The organism is Candidatus Ichthyocystis sparus (assembly GCF_900078745.1).
Lineage (GTDB): Bacteria > Pseudomonadota > Gammaproteobacteria > Burkholderiales > 2013Ark19i > Ichthyocystis > Ichthyocystis sparus.
The window spans coordinates 167,755-183,541 of record NZ_FKII01000049.1 but is presented as its reverse complement, the minus strand read 5'-3'; the positions used below and the strand labels follow the sequence as shown (position 1 = coordinate 183,541).

The following is a 15,787-nucleotide window of genomic DNA, read 5'->3' as shown; positions in this document are numbered from 1 at the left end:
ATGCGTCTTGTTTTGTTAGGTCCACCAGGCGCAGGTAAAGGAACCCAAGCGGCATTGATTTGCCAGCATTTCCGTATTCCTCAAATATCGACTGGAGATATGCTTAGATCTGCTGTTAAGGACTCTTCCTCTGAGATTGGTGCCAAGGTTAGTGACATAATCCAGAAGGGTTTGTTGGTTCCAGATGGTTTGATTATCAGCATAGTTGAGAGTCGTGTTCAGCTTCCAGATTGTGGCTCTGGTTACCTGTTGGACGGTATTCCAAGGACCGTATCTCAAGCTATGGCTTTAGTTAGCGCTAGTGTTAAGTTGGATGTCGTGGTGGAGATACATGTTCCCGATGCAGTGGTTGTAGAGAGGTTGAGTGGTCGGTTATTACATCCAGCATCTGGACGTACTTACCATACTCACTACAATCCCCCTCGTGTTCCAGGTTTTGATGATGATACTGGAGATCCTTTGGTACAACGTGATGATGACTCAGCAGAGGTAGTTTTAAGGCGTCTAAGTGTATACCATGAGCACAATAGGCAGTTGGTTGAATTTTATAAGAATTTAAGTGGAGACTCCTTGCCTTTGTTTTTTTGCGTTGATGGCATAGGTTCGGTAAACATAGTTTTTAGGAAAATTTTGTCAGTATTAAGGGAGGTTGCATGAACATGCCTTTTTTCAGGGCCGTACTTTTCTTCTTACTTGTACTTGTTTTTAGTGCTTCTTATGCAATTGTCCCCCGTATGCCAGAGGCGCACACCGGCTTCAGTATACATGATGTTGCACATTCAAAGAAGGCAATGGTGGTTACTGCTAATCCTGTGGCTACTAATGTTGCTAGGACTATTCTTATCAAGGGTGGTTCAGCCGTAGATGCTGCGATAGCTGCGGAACTAGTACTTAATTTGGTGGAGCCGCAAGCATCTGGTATTGGTGGCGGTGGTTTTATGACGATTTATGACCCAAAGTCTAGGAAAGTGATATCAATAGACGGCCGTGAGGTGACTCCAGCTAATTTTAATATCAACAGGTGGAGGGATGATAGTGCTAATTGGCACGAATTTGAACATCTAATTCTTTCTGCAGATGGCGTAGGTGTGCCGGGTGAGTTATCGATGTTGTATAGTGCACATAAGAAATTTGGTAGATTACCTTGGGCTAAGCTATTTGAACCAGCCATTAATATGGCTCGCATGGGGTATCCTGTGGCTCACCGCCTAGCAGTTCAATTGCAAAAAGAGGATATGTTATGGCACGATCCAAGCGCGAGTGCTTTGTATAGACCAAAGGGGCATGTTGTAAGTGAAGGTATGGTTTTGCGTAATCCTGCTTTAGCAGAGGTTTTTGAGGATTTAGCAAAAAATGGGATTAATAATTTTTATAAAGGTCGTTGGGCTAAGGATATAGTTGCGGCAGTTAATAATCGTGCCGGAGATAATATTATCTCCATGAAAGATTTAAGTTCTTATCGCGCCAAGGAGTATGCGTCTTTGTGCGGTAGATATCGTGCATGGAAGATTTGTAGTACCAGGTTGCCGTCCTCAGGTGCTCCTATGATTTTGGAATGGCTTGGCTTGTTGGAGAACTCTCCTTTCTTGAAATTTCCTCCTCACTCTGTTAGTGCTTGGCATTGGTTTATTGAGACTGGGCGTGCAGCTTATATTGACAGATATGCTTACGCTGGAGATACAAATTTTGACAAAGATTTTACTGATGTCTTGTTGTCTAAGGAATATCAGATTTCTCGTTTACACCAGCTAAGTCCTGATAAAGCCTCTGTTGATCTTAAGCCAGGTAACATTTCTGGTGTTGGTAAATACAAGAGTACCTCAAATGAGAGACCATCTACATCTCAAATTTCTGTGGTTGATTCCTATGGTCAGGTGGTCTCTTTGACTAGCTCTATTGAGGATGCTTTTGGTTCACGTCTGATGGTTGATGGATTTTTGTTGAATAATCAACTATTGGATTTTTCTAGACCAGATCCTAAGGAAGAGGTGTCAAACTTGCCTGCTCCCGGTAAACGTCCAAGAAGTGCCATGTCACCTACCATTGTTTTTGATAACCAGGGTTTACCGTGTTTAGTTTTGGGTTCATCCGGTGGTTCTGCAATTCCTGCTTATTTGGTTGGATATTTGGTTCGTTCCATTGATTGGCATGAGGATCCAGATAGGAATATTGCTGAGGCTCATATTTTTTCAAGGGGATTTGAGACTGAGGCAGAGGAGGGTCTGGTATCGCTCAATCTTGTTAGGCACTTAAGATCTTTGGGGCACAAAATAGTTCTGGTTCCTGAACCTAGTGGCATGTCGGTTATTGAGAGGGTTGGTGGTGAATGGTTGGGTATTCCTGATCCTAGACGTGATGGAGAGGCGGCAGGCATTTAGATTTGGCTTTCATTTCTAAGAAACTTTTTTATATCTATTCCTGTAGCTCTCAGGGATATAAAGTATACGACGCACCCGCTAAGGCACATAGCGGTGATGATTGATATTCTCTTAATCGCAGACCATTGAAACCACATTGGGGCCTCTGGTTCTACCATCTTTAGATATATAAGCATTATTGACGATCCAATGATTGTTTTTATTATGAGATTTTTCCATCCAGGCTTGGGCGCATATGATCCTTTGCTCTTAAGCTTGTAAAATAAGAAGGTGGCATTGAACATTGCCCCTAAGCTTATTGATAGCGTTAATCCCATTTGTTGATAGAGCCTAACTAGTAGGATGTTTCCTGTTTGCGTGATTACTAGGACCAGGATAGCTAATTTTGCCGGTGTTTTTATATCTTGTTGTGCATAAAATGCCGGTGCTAGTACCTTAACTGCTATTATGGGTAGTAAACCCACAGAGTATCCAGACAGCGCTCTTTGTGTTTCTATTGCAGCTTGAATTCCGAACTTTCCGTATCCGAATAAGCTTACTATGATGTCGTACCCTATTGCGATTATTGCAACGCTTGCCGGTATGGCTAGCAAGAATGTAAGTTTCAGTCCCCAGTCAACTATGTTTCCATACCTTTCTAAGTTTCTCTTGGCTTGGGCTGTACTCATCTCCGGTAAAAGTACCGTTACTAGAGCTGCCCCTAACATTCCTGTTGGAAACTCCATCAGTCTATCTGCGTAGTAAATCCACGATATGGAACCAGTTTTTAGAAATGATGCGAATAAAGTGTTCAACAAAATGCTTATTTGTGTAACAGACACCCCAAGAACAGCCGGAGCTATTTGTTTGATAAGTTTTTTTACTAGTTTATCACCAAAATTGATATCCCAACTTGGTAGTAGGTTTCTAATTTTGAGAGAAGGTATCTGGACTAAGCACTGTACTATACCGCCAGTGAGAACTCCCCATGCAAGATAGATAATTTTGTTACTTCCTGACATCAGTTGGGACAAAATAGCTGCGGCTATCATGGCGATGTTAAGTATAGCTGGAGTAACTGAAGGAAGAGCAAAGTGATCATTCACATTTAAGATTGCCGCTGATAGCGTGGTAAGTGAAATACAAATAATGTACGGAAACGTTATTTTTAGTAAAGTTACACAAAGATCGAAACTGGGCTTGCCTATGAACCCAGGAGCTGAGATACTCACTATTTGTTTGGCAACGAAATACTCAAATATTGTTACTGATACAGTAGTTATTACTAGGATTGTGAAAACACGATTTATAAGTTGCTGAGTTTCTTCTACAGAAGAATAGTTTTTTGTGTGGCTTAGTAGCGGTATGAATGCCTGTGAGAAAGCGCCCTCCGCAAATATGCGGCGTAGTAGGTTTGGTAACCTAAAAGCTACTACAAAGGCGTCTGTGCTAATTCCTGCACCGAATATGTGTGCTATGCATGTGTCGCGAATTAGTCCAAATATTCGAGATACCAGGGTCATGCTGATTACTGTTGCCAGCGATCGTAGTCGATTAGTTGACATGATTGAATACACAAATTTGTTGAATAGTGATCATAAAATATCCTAGAATGCTTTCCTCTCAGTGAGATTTTTTGTTGCCTGCTTCAAGGAGGAGATCATTTTATGGCAAATTCAGCCTCAGCAAGGAAAAGAAGTATTCAATCAGAGAAAAGACGTAAGCGCAATGCAAGTCTTCGTTCGTCATTTCGTACGGCAGTAAAGAAGGTACGTGTTGCTATTGGTTCCGGTGATACAGATAATGCCTTGCTAGTCTTTCGATCTGCATCTTCCGTGATAGATAAGGTCTGCTCCAAAGGAATTATTCATCAGAATAAGGCAAATCGCTACAAGAGCAGGCTCAGTCAACGTATTAAGGCTATTGCTTCTCCCTCACAATGACCCGTGTATTACTACCTCTGGCTGTATTAGAACCCCTGTATCTGTTAGGATGTCTTTCTGGATCTCTGAGGAAAGTTCCAGTAGCTCCTCTGCTTTTCCTTGTCCGTTGTGCACTAGCACTAGTGCGTGTTCTTTGGATACTCCTACGTTTCCTCGCGCGTGCCCTTTCCATCCCCTCTTTTCTAGCAACCACGCTGCCGGGATTTTTGTGTCGGAGAATATTGGCACGTCCGGGTATTTACCCTTAATATGTTCAATCTCACTCTGAGATACCACCAGGTTGCGAAAAAAACTTCCAGCATGAAATTGTTTATCGGTAATTGCTGGTATTTTTTTCTTTCTAATGGCACAGATAGCATTTCCTATCTCACGTGGAGAAGGATTGTCTGGGAGAATTTTTCCCAAATTTTGGTATTGTAGGCACGGTGCCCATTGTTTTGGCAGTTTGAAGATTACATCTGTTATCAGTAGATCTTTTTTCCACTCCGTTCTTTTAAATTTGCTCCACCTATATTGTAAATCTAGGTCATTAGTTAACAAATAGTGGAAAGATTCTTCTTTATAATTAAAAACTATTACTCCATGTATAAATGGTTTTATTTCGACACCATATGCTCCTATATTTTGTACGGGTGCAGCGCCAACTGTACCAGGAATCATGGACAAGTTTTCAAGTCCGGGATAGTTGTTTTCTAGTGTCCAATCAACAAAACACGGCCAGCTTTCACCAGCTGCTACTTGAATCATGACGTATGACTCATTTTCTGTGAGAATTTTCTTTCCTCTAATAGCCATATGTATCACGCAGCCATTGTAATTTTTTGTAAATACAGTGTTGCTTCCCGATCCCAGAAAAACTTTTGAATTACATGACCTGACGATAGGGAGGCTGTCAATAATGTCGCTGTGTTTTTCCAGTCTTAGTAATACCTTAGCTATTATTGGGAATCGGAATGAATGAATATCGCGGATATCTACATTCCTTTTTACATAAAATGGCATGAACCTCTTGCTTTGTTTTAAAGTTAATCTAATTCTAGCCTAACATGTTTAGAATAAAAAATAAAAACTGTATTCTTTCTGTAGGAAGTTCTTACCTAATTACTCAAATACTGATGTTAATCTTAATTAGCATATTAATGCTATATTTGCTATATTTTTTGTTAATTGCCTACATGAAAGGAGCACACTTCAATACGTTCAAACAATAATAACTTTAAATAAGTTATTTTTAATAGAACTAGTTTGGTTAGTATAATTTTTAGTACAGATGAGTTAATTATTTTTTACAAAATTAATTAAATTGGTTTATGTTAAACTGCGGTGGTGTGTAGAGTACTTACTCATCAATATTAGCTTCTGGTATTTGATGTGTGGTAATTTTTATAATTTGCACTATAAAATTTTATTATATTATTATCTTAGTTGAACACAAATGATATTGTGGGAGATAATGAAATAGTTTTTACTATATTAAATTAGAGACTTTTTGGGGTTATTTTTAGATCAATTCCAACTTTACAATCATGATATGATAATTGTTGCTTTACCCGGTGTGAAAGTTAATGTCTGTTCAAGGTTTAAATTATTTTAATTCTTACGTAGTTTTGATGTTATCAGTTATTTTTTTCTCTGGCCATGTAAGTGTTAAGATGATTATTGATGTCATATAATCTGTGGCATTTTGTTATTGGGAAACTGCTTTATAACAATTGGCTCAATAAATGCCTGCATTAAGCGAATGTAGGTATCACAAATTTGTAAATTGTTACATTCTAGTATTGTTCTTAGCTATTTTTGTGACTCTATTATTTTGAGTCAAGTAAGAAGTATATTCATTGGCAATTTCTTCAATTATGTGTGGCACAATTGATCCTTTCGATGAATCATCCAAAGCACATATTTTTCCGCTCAGATTTAGGGCGAATTGGCAGTCATTAATAGCCTCCATAATCATATTTGGTAAATTAGGAGCTATGTCTAATAATTCTTCTTTGCAAATACCATAATAAGTTTTTTCACTAATATTAAAACATCTAGTTAATATTGAGAATTTATTTTCATATAATTTTTTTCTATGAAATGTAGTCATATTGGTAAATAATTCTACTTGTATTTTATATATTTTATCAGCATATTTATTAGGTAATTTTAAATTTTTATTGATGCGATCTGAAAATAACAATTGTTCTATATACTCTAAAAAGAATTTAGAATTTAATTCCAGTGATGTTATTTCATTATTATAAATTTTACGATACTTTTCCAAGATAATTTCATTTTCAGTTGATGACAATCTAGACATACGTCTTCCTATTTTTTGAGGTAGCGCTGTTTTTAGTTCTTCCATATATATAACAGATGATTCTTTGATCTCGTCTAATATTTCTTTGGTAAAAATATTACTAACATAATTATATGTGTAATCTCCATCTTTTAATTCTATATTAAATATTTTTGATTCTATAAGAGCTATATATTTTTGAGTCTTAATTTTTTCTAATATTAATGTGAAAATACCTTTGTATGTATTTTTTTCAAAAGTGTAAAGAGTTTTAGTGGTTTCAGGATTATCAAGTTTTTTGCATATACTTGAGATAAGTTTCGATATTTTATTTATAGATGTATGCAATGCTTTCATTATATATAAATGTAACCCCCTATAATAGTAGGATCCAGTATCATCCATAATTTTTTTTTTACTATGAGTCTGCGTACATAATCATTTTTAGTCTCATTTATAATATTAGAAGTAAATTTTGCAATTTGCCTTTTACTAATTTGGCAAATATTCAAACTATCACTTATAATAATGGCATTTTCTATTAATTCATTACTAATAAATTCTGAAAAACTATCTAAATGTTTTACCAATCTGCTAGATATTTCTGGCAGTGATTTTATTATACTCTCAAAGTTGGAAATCCTACATACCATAGATATAGATTTGAAATAATAATGTTCTACAGCATTTAATTCATAATAAATTTTATCTCTAAAATTAATAATTTTATTAAATACAGATAGTGGTACTTTGTTAGTATCTTTATCTGTTAAAGATTTCATTATGATTGACCTACAGAATTGATCTGTAGCCAGAGCATTAAAAAAATCATCAGCATATCTGTTAATTGTTATAAAAATAGCATTAGATGTTTTTTCTGAGATATTATAATGTTGTGGAGTAGGAAAAATTAATTTATTATCAATAGATAATCTAATCTCTTTAATTATAGATGCTATTTCTGATTTAAGATTTATTCTAGTCTCTTCAATTATGTTTTTAGGAAAAATTGATTCCGATAAGTTTTTTATTTCTATATCTGTAGTTAATTTAAAATTTTCCATTAATCTATCTAGTAGTGATAATGATTCCATTTTTCTATCGATAATGGCTTCTATTTCTTGTGTTGATTTAAATAAAACATTTTTTTTTGATACTGCGCCTTTTTTTAGTCCTATTATAGTAGCAGATGCTTCAGATATATATTTATTAATTACACTTACACATTTATCTTTAATAATGCTATTAAAAATAGCACTTATTCTAATTGGATATGGATTAATATAATTAAGAACTTCAGTATAAGTAAGTCGTTCTTCTTTTTGCATGCATTTTTCATATAATAATGTACCACACTTGCTGGTACTTGCCTGCTCTGGATCATATATGCTAGTGTCCAGCTTGGATTTTTTTGCAGCTCTATCAGAGTGTATTATATTTTTATCCATTGATTCTATTGTATAGTCATCCCTTTGACTAGTATTTGAGAGTTTTTTCCCATCGCTAGAGAGCGTTTTTTCACTATGGAATGAACTAGTAGATGGTTTCTGGAATACATGTATGTTAGATGATAGATCATTTTCTAATTTTTTTTCATAGATTACTTTAGTAGTTATATGTGATGGTGTATCTTGCTGTTGCTTTGTAATATTGTCATCCTCAAATAATAAGTCTGGCAGATCTTCATCTACACTAACTTCATTATAGTAACTATGGTTATATTCTCCTATATTCACACTGTTAAGTGTACCTATATGTGGTGTATTTAAAGAATATTCATCATATTGATACATATCGTGTTCAGAAAGTGGATATAATAGTGCCGTAGTATCATCTTGTTCTGAATCCATGGCGATATAAGATAAAACCTGATCATAACTACAATGTTGGTTTATTGATGTTTGTTGCAATGGTATATTATGACTGGTTGATGGAAAATACATTCCACGCATTTCTTCTTTTTCTACGCTTAACGTAGTGTTGTCTTCTGACGATACTGAAGTACCATCAGTATTTTTATTTTGCTGCTCCTGCTGATCAAATGATGACAATCTACACGGTGTCATGACTAAATCCTATGATATATACAATACTAATTCAACTATACATGATACATTAAATAAGTTTCATAGTATGTGTTGAGTTTGTTTTATTTATAAATTGTCTGACAGCATCTATCTTTACTAGAATACAATCTAGCGCATAAAACATGTGCTGTTTATTAGTAGATGGACACATATGCGTCAGAAGTTTAGATGTATGTATAGTCTTTTTAGGTGTATACAGAGTCATATGGAACCGCAAAGTAAATATGCAAGCACGATGAACATCAACAATATTGGCTAATCTTTATTAGCAAAGCTGCTAGTATATTTCTATGTCTATGGTATATTCTAGGAAATATTTGCTATTTCTATATAAGATGCTATTAATTATTTAATGTATGGGACAAACTTAGGGGCATAGTTATTGCTAAATAAATATATGCACAATTTAATTATAATTAACTGCTTATACATAATTCACTAATGACTTATATACAAGTTATATTCATTGATAATTTTTTAAAAACTGCATATATATTTTTTTCTATGCCAAAATAATGGCATTGCTAGGAAATAACTTTGATGATCTTACCTCATAGTTGCAAATTTTACGGACTTTGTCTAATTTAATTATGGTGTTTTTCTATTTATTTTTGACCTAAGAAAGTTTTTACTTTCAAGTAATCGCATCAGATCTTTTCTTAACTTTGATATTTTGATTCATATACAGGTTATATTCGCTGACAGTTTCCTCAATTATATCTGATACAATTGTTTCTCTAAGTGAATTATTTAAGCTACATATCATGCCCTCATTATTTAGAGCAAATGAGCAATTATTAACAACTTCCATTATCATGTTGGGTAAATTTGGAACCATATCTATTAATTCTTCTTTAGAAATATCATTATTATCTTTTTGGGTAGCATTATAGATTCTAGTTAGTATTGAAAATTTATTTCTATATGATTTTTTCCTATGAATAATAAGCGCATAAACAAATAAGTCTATCTTAATTTTTAATATTGTATCTGAATATTCTTTAGGTAGTTTCAATTTATTACTAATATTTTCTGAAAACAGGAAACTTTCTACATATTCTGAAAAAAAGTCGAGTGTTAATTCTAATGAACCTATTGAATTGTTATAAATTTTACAATAACTCTCTAAATCATTTTCAGTTTTAGTGCTGTATGAATGTGGTAGCAATTTGGATTGCCTGTTTCCTATTTTTATAGGTAATATTTTTTTTAGTTCAAACATATTAATAGTAGATGATATTTTTATTTCATTTACTATTCTACTGGTAAAAATATCTGTAACGTAATCATCTATATATTTTCCATCTTTTAATTCTATCTCTGTTATTTTTAACTCTATAGCACCTATATATTCTCTATACTTAATTTTTTCTAATAATAATGTAAAAATGCCCTTATACATATTTCTTTCGAAGTTTCTAAAAGATTTTTCGCTGTAACTAGGATGAAGTTCTCTACACGTAGTTAGGATAAGTCTTGATATCTTCTCTATTAATGGATCCAGTGCTTTCATTATATAGAAGTGTATTCCTCTATTAGTATACAGTTCATTTCCACCAATAACAGCTCTTTTTGCTCTTATTCTGCATAAATAATCATGTTTAGTTATAGCTATAAAATTATTAGTAAGTTCTGAAATTTTATTATTTCTAATTTGACAAATATTATTTTTATCTACCATAAAGATATAGTTTTCTTCTAATTCATTATTAATAAATTGAGAAAAAACGTCTAAGCATTTTCTAAAGTTAATAGCTATCTCTGGAGATAATTTTTCTATACTATAAAAATCATTAATTCTACATAGCATGTTTATAGATTTTAAGCATTTTTGTTCTACATTATTCAACTCGTAATAAATTTTATCCCTAAAGTTAATAATTCTATTAAATGTTGCAAGTGGTATTTTGATTGAATCATCACCTGCAAAAGGTGACATTATGATTGATTCACAGAAATAATTTTTAGTTAAGGCACTAAAAAGTTCATTTTTAGACTTATTTATCACTGAGAGTATAGAGGAAGAGGCTTTCTCTGCAATGTCATTATTATTTGTTATGTTGGCAATAATTGATTTAATTTCCATAGCAATGGATGGTATCTCAGATTCAAGATTTTTTTGGGCCTCTATAATTGTATTTTTAGGAAATATTAATTCTGATAAGTTATTTATTTCTATATCTGTGGTTAATTTAAAATTTTCCAATAATTTATCTAATTTAAATAAACAATTTGTTTTACTGTCCATTATATATTCTATTTTTTCTAATGAATCAGATAACATATTTTTTCTCAGGAAGTAATCTGCATTAGATTGTGATAATAAATTAATATTTTCTAATACAGAAATACTGATCAGTTCTATAGATCTATCTTTAATCATGCTACTAAAAATTACACTTATACTTATTGGATATGTTCCGACATAATTAAGAACTTTGTCACAAATTTTGGTTTTATCTTCTCTTGGATCTTTTTCAAAGGTGCTATTTTCGCTATGGAGACATGTATTTTCTACCATATTAGTTTTGCTGATATCTAATGCAGATTTTTTATTAGTTTTTTGATTAAACTCTGAATATTGTTCTTTATCTTTATAGGTAATTTTTTGTTTATGCAGTGAATTAGCATACGGTTGATGTAACGAATATACATCATATGAGAAATCTCTGTTTTGTTCTCCTGTAGAATTCATCATTGATGATATATCTTCATTTTGTTGAGTGACCTTATCGTTACATGAGTATGATTGTGCTAGCTGAGATGAGAGTAAATCATATGGTAAATCACTAGCATATCCAGTTTCAATAGTTGTTATTGATGGGATATTACTATATTGTTGAGTGGCATTATCGTTATATGAGTACGACTGTGCTAGCTGAGATGAGAGTAAATCATATGGTAAATCATTGGCATATCCAGTTTCAACAGTTGTCATTGGTGGGATATTGCTATATTGTTGAGCGGCATTGTCGTTGTATGCGTATGATTGCGCTAGCTGACACGAACGTACATCATATGGTAAAGCACTGGCATATCCAGTTTCAACGGTCGTTATTGATGGAATATTACTATATTGTTGAGCTGCATTGTCGTCGTATGCGTATGATTGTGCTAACTGACACGAACGTACATCATATGATAAATCACTGGCATATCCAGTTTCAATAGTTGTTGATGGAGTATTATATTGTTGAGTAACGTTATTACTGCATGCATATGATAATTCTGATTGATTATTAGTTACATGGCCTGGATTATAGTTATTACTATTATGTGTTGCTGTGTTTGTGCATGGTTGCTCTGAGTAGTATTGATCGTATTGATAGACATCATATTCGTAATCTGGATGTAATAGCGACGTAACTATATCTTGCTCTGCACCTGTATTTATAGGGGGTAAAAGAGGATCATATCTATGGTGTGGTTCTACATATGTTTGTTGTGGTGGTAAATTTGTGCTAGCTGACTGCAATTGCAAATTAGTTTCATATAATTCTACTTTTTCTGAATGTGGTTCCGCATTTTCTTCTGTAGATGATGTGTTGATGCTTGTGTTTTTATCTTGTTGTTCCGGTTCATAAAATGATGACGATCTGTAAGATATCATGATTAAATCCTGGAATGAAGATAATACTAGTGATTTTGTTTACCTTGATACAATACATTAAATATGCTCTATAAGTTGTGCCGAGATTGTTTTATTCACATAAATTTATTAACATATTACAACATAATTTATATTTTCATGTATTAATGTACAAACTAGTTTCGTGTATTCTTATACACCATACTGGTATGGCAGTATGTTACTTTCTTAAAAGAAATGATTTAATTAAATATATACTTATTTATATGTCATCTTACATCTGTACTTAAATATGCCCAATATATTAACATTAATTAAAATCAATATCCATTGATTTTATAAGCTACCTGTTTGTGGATATAAATAATGCTTACTACTAGATAGTTGCTATACTAAGAAATCCCGGAAATTATATTTTATCGGTAATATGTATAAATAGCGATCTACATTGGCTTATATGTGTTGAGATAATTTAGGGGGTAGTATGCACGGCGCAGGATAGCACTAAACATTTTTAACAAAGATGCATGTGTGACTAACAATTTTAATTATAGTAACTAGTTAATTTGTGGTGTTTTTGGACATTTTCTTGACAACTTTGGCCTCTTGATTTATGTACAAGTTGAATTCATCTACCATTTCTTCAATTAAATCTAATATAAGTGTTTCCCTCAGTGAATCACTAAGATTACATATGGTGCCTTCTTTATTTAGTACTACCACGCAGTCAGCAATAGTTTGCCTAATCACGTCTGGTAAATCTGGAACTGAGCGTACTAATTCGCTGGCAGAGATATTACTGTAGGCTCCCTCATGACATTCGAAATATTTACGTAATATTGAATATCTGTTATTGTATAACACCGTCTCGCTAAGGGAGCGTGCACTGTCAAATAGTTTTATCTGTATTTCACGTACTCTGTGAAAGTGCTTCCTAGGTAACTTGAGTTTTTTACTTACACTATCTGAAAATAACGAATGCTCCACATAAGTTGAAAAAAATCCAGAAGTTAGTTCTAATGACCTTACCTCATCGTTGTAAGTTGCAATATACCCTTCCAACATATCTTTAGTTTCGTCTGAACAAGGTAATATCATAGAACCAACAGTTCCTATTTTTGAGGGCAATGACCTCTTTACTTCTTCTAAAGTAATAGTAGATAGCTCCTTTATCTTACTTATTACCTCACTAGTAAAAATACTATTACTATAATTATCTATAGTATTTCCTGACTCTAATTTTGCACCTATTATTTTTGATTCTATATCGTTTGTATATACTTCAGATTTAAGTTTTTCTAGTACTAACGCAAAAATACCTTCATATGTGTGGATTTCAAAATTTTTGTAAGTTTTTGGTCCCTCTTGGGGATGTGCCTTTTTACATAAGTCAAGGATAAGTTTTGATATATTGCCTATTGGTGCATCCAATGTCCTCATTATGTAGAAGTGCATTCCTCTGTTGGTATATTCTCTATTACCCTGCATAATAGTTCTCTTTGCTATTATCCTATGTAGATAATCACTTTTAGTTCCATTTAAAAAATCGACAGCAAACTCTGAAATTTGTTGTCTATTGATATGGTAAACGTTCCCTTCATCCCCTATAACAGGGGTATTTTCTTTTAATTCATTGCAAATAAATTCAGAAAAAAGCTTCAAGCGTTCGTCTAATTTAATATATATCTCCGGAGATAGCTTTCTGGTACAGCAAATGCCATATATCCTCGGTATCATGCTAATAGATTTGATGCAATCTCGTTCTACATGTTCCAATTCGTAATAAATGCTATCCCTGAAACTCATGATTCTATTAAATATTGGTGTCGGTATCTTTGGCATTTTTTTACGTGATAAGGATGAGGTAATTATTGATTCACACGACGAATTTGTAATCAATGATTTAATTAAATCATCTTTAGATTTGCTCATTATTGACATGATAGAGTCAAAAGTTTTTTCAGCAACACTATCAACACCAGATATTAGTTCGAGAGCAAATTTAATTTCGGTAGCTCTGCATTCTATTTCTTCTTCAAGTCCAATTCGTGTTTCTTCAACTACAGCAGAAGAGAATATTGTTCTTGATAATTCACTCATTTTTACATCTGCAGTTAGCTTAAAATCTCTTAACAATGTGTCTAGCTTAAGCAAACAATCTACTTTTCTGTCTAGGGCAGTTTCCATTTTTGATAATGATTCACGTAACTTATTTCTTGAATTTTCTTCTACGTTTGCTTTTCTTGAGAAGGATACAATTCTACGAGTTTCAAATACATACACATTAACTGGCATCATACATTGATCTTTAATCATGCTATTAAACATAGTATTTATGCTAATTGGACATGGATTAATGTACTTGAGAACTGCGTCATAAGCACTTGTGTCTTTCTCTTGCAGATTTTTTTTATTGTACTCACTATGATTTTTGCGGGAACAAAGCATTCCTATCTCATCAGTCTTTTCATCACCTAATTTGGCTCTTTTTGCTTCACCAACATGTGAAGCATCTTTTTTTCTTGATTTTTTTTCACTATTATTGCCTTTGCCTAATTCTTTCCCAGCAGTTACTGGTGACGGTGTATTGTTTTGTTGTTGCGCAATATCATTGTCTACACACGATAATTTTGGCACTGCAGTGCTAGCTGTACGGCCTTTATTATTAACATTACAACCATACATTTCTGTATTTAGACTGCTGGGTGCACTTGTAGGTGGTTGCTGTGTACATACACGGGATAAATTACTGCATCCCATTTCTTCTTCAGAGGTTATCGATAATGATGTGTTTCCTGGTTTCTGTGTGATGCTGCTATCTTCGTATAACAATCCCATCAAATCTTGAATTTGAATAGTATTCGTGACATCGACATTGCTACAATCACATTCGTCTGTTGTAATATTAGACGTACTGGTGTGTGGCTGTTGTGCAAGATCACGTGCACATAGTAGTTCCAGCATTTCTTTAGTTTCGCTGGGTTCATTGACGTCTATAGTGCTGTAATCATGCCCATTAGTTGAACCACTACAATCACGTTCTTCTGTTGGAACACTACTCGCACTTGTGTGTGATTGCTGCAGTGAATGCGCACAAGATGATAAACAATCATAACGTTCCGCTGCAGCAGTCGTTAGTGGCTCGGCACTATCACATTGTGTACGAGGATAAGCTTCACCTAATTCAAGCAACAGATCAACAATTTTGCTGGTTTCCGCACCGGTTACGTCGTTATTGTGCTCTATTGCGTCCGTGTTACTAGCCGTTTCTTCATCCTGTTCTGCGGCTGCGCATGCGCCCTTTTCTTGGTTTTTCTGTATGTAACTACGCGGCAACATTATGTGTAAACCCTCAAACAAAGACAATTCTAGTTATTTTACCTATACCCACACACAGTAGGTGTATTGGGCGCTGCTTTATTCGACAATGCTACCAACTTTTACGGTGCAGTGCAGTACAATTAATGTAAGTGGTTGTTAATTGTTCCTATCTTTTCTGTCGTGCAGTTAGCACATTAACCGTACCC

9 protein-coding genes are annotated in these 15,787 nt (G+C 33.8%); 3 read left to right on the top strand and 6 right to left on the bottom strand.

The window, feature by feature from the left end:
• Together adk and A6733_RS04780 are read left to right on the top strand one after the other, a co-directional pair.
• Nucleotides 1-657 (top strand): adenylate kinase, encoded by a 657-nt coding sequence (gene adk, locus A6733_RS04785; RefSeq protein ID WP_092402624.1) that lies wholly within the window; start codon nucleotides 1-3, stop codon nucleotides 655-657.
• Nucleotides 654-2,378, top strand: coding sequence for a gamma-glutamyltransferase family protein (locus A6733_RS04780; RefSeq protein ID WP_092402622.1), 1,725 nt, complete (start codon nucleotides 654-656; stop codon nucleotides 2,376-2,378). Before adk ends, A6733_RS04780 begins: the two co-directional genes overlap by 4 nt.
• Here the strand turns inward: A6733_RS04780 and murJ are convergent.
• Nucleotides 2,375-3,922 (bottom strand): murein biosynthesis integral membrane protein MurJ, encoded by a 1,548-nt coding sequence (gene murJ, locus A6733_RS04775; protein WP_092411141.1) that lies wholly within the window; start codon nucleotides 3,920-3,922, stop codon nucleotides 2,375-2,377. The genes A6733_RS04780 and murJ overlap by 4 nt on opposite strands.
• Before the next feature lie 102 nt (nucleotides 3,923-4,024).
• Here murJ and rpsT point away from each other — a divergent pair, with 102 nt between their 5' ends.
• Entirely contained in the window at nucleotides 4,025-4,300 is a 276-nt protein-coding gene (gene rpsT / locus A6733_RS04770; RefSeq protein ID WP_092460519.1) for a 30S ribosomal protein S20, read from the top strand.
• On the opposite strand, the gene murB is transcribed toward rpsT, so the two are convergent.
• The 5 genes from murB to A6733_RS04745 all read right to left on the bottom strand — a co-directional run bounded on the left by murB (nucleotide 4,292) and on the right by A6733_RS04745 (nucleotide 15,620).
• Nucleotides 4,292-5,302: a UDP-N-acetylmuramate dehydrogenase gene (gene murB / locus A6733_RS04765; RefSeq protein ID WP_092411142.1), complete on the bottom strand. Its 1,011-nt coding sequence runs from the start codon at nucleotides 5,300-5,302 to the stop codon at nucleotides 4,292-4,294. The two genes, rpsT and murB, sit on opposite strands and share 9 nt — an antisense overlap.
• 766 nt (nucleotides 5,303-6,068) lie before the next feature.
• The gene (locus A6733_RS04760; RefSeq protein WP_092411143.1) at nucleotides 6,069-6,941 is read right to left on the bottom strand and encodes a hypothetical protein; all 873 of its coding nucleotides are present in this window, start codon (nucleotides 6,939-6,941) and stop codon (nucleotides 6,069-6,071) included.
• Nucleotides 6,941-8,635 (bottom strand): hypothetical protein, encoded by a 1,695-nt coding sequence (locus A6733_RS04755; protein WP_141663097.1) that lies wholly within the window; start codon nucleotides 8,633-8,635, stop codon nucleotides 6,941-6,943. Before A6733_RS04755 ends, A6733_RS04760 begins: the two co-directional genes overlap by 1 nt.
• A 670-nt stretch (nucleotides 8,636-9,305) precedes the next feature.
• Nucleotides 9,306-12,281, bottom strand: a complete 2,976-nt coding sequence (locus tag A6733_RS04750; RefSeq protein WP_092411145.1) for a hypothetical protein — start codon at nucleotides 12,279-12,281, stop codon at nucleotides 9,306-9,308.
• Between the two features lie 540 nt (nucleotides 12,282-12,821).
• On the bottom strand, nucleotides 12,822-15,620 hold the full coding sequence (locus tag A6733_RS04745) for a hypothetical protein (RefSeq protein ID WP_141663456.1): 2,799 nt from the start codon (nucleotides 15,618-15,620) through the stop codon (nucleotides 12,822-12,824).
• Nucleotides 15,621-15,787: the final 167 nt, after the last annotated feature.

Coding starts and splice junctions, on each gene's coding strand:
- adk (WP_092402624.1), top strand. CDS start 1: ATGCGTCTTGTTTTGTTAGGTCCACCAGGCGCAGGTAAAGGAACCCAA.
- A6733_RS04780 (WP_092402622.1), top strand. CDS start 654: ATGAACATGCCTTTTTTCAGGGCCGTACTTTTCTTCTTACTTGTACTT.
- murJ (WP_092411141.1), bottom strand. CDS start 3,922: ATGTCAACTAATCGACTACGATCGCTGGCAACAGTAATCAGCATGACC.
- rpsT (WP_092460519.1), top strand. CDS start 4,025: ATGGCAAATTCAGCCTCAGCAAGGAAAAGAAGTATTCAATCAGAGAAA.
- murB (WP_092411142.1), bottom strand. CDS start 5,302: ATGCCATTTTATGTAAAAAGGAATGTAGATATCCGCGATATTCATTCA.
- A6733_RS04760 (WP_092411143.1), bottom strand. CDS start 6,941: ATGAAAGCATTGCATACATCTATAAATAAAATATCGAAACTTATCTCA.
- A6733_RS04750 (WP_092411145.1), bottom strand. CDS start 12,281: ATGATATCTTACAGATCGTCATCATTTTATGAACCGGAACAACAAGAT.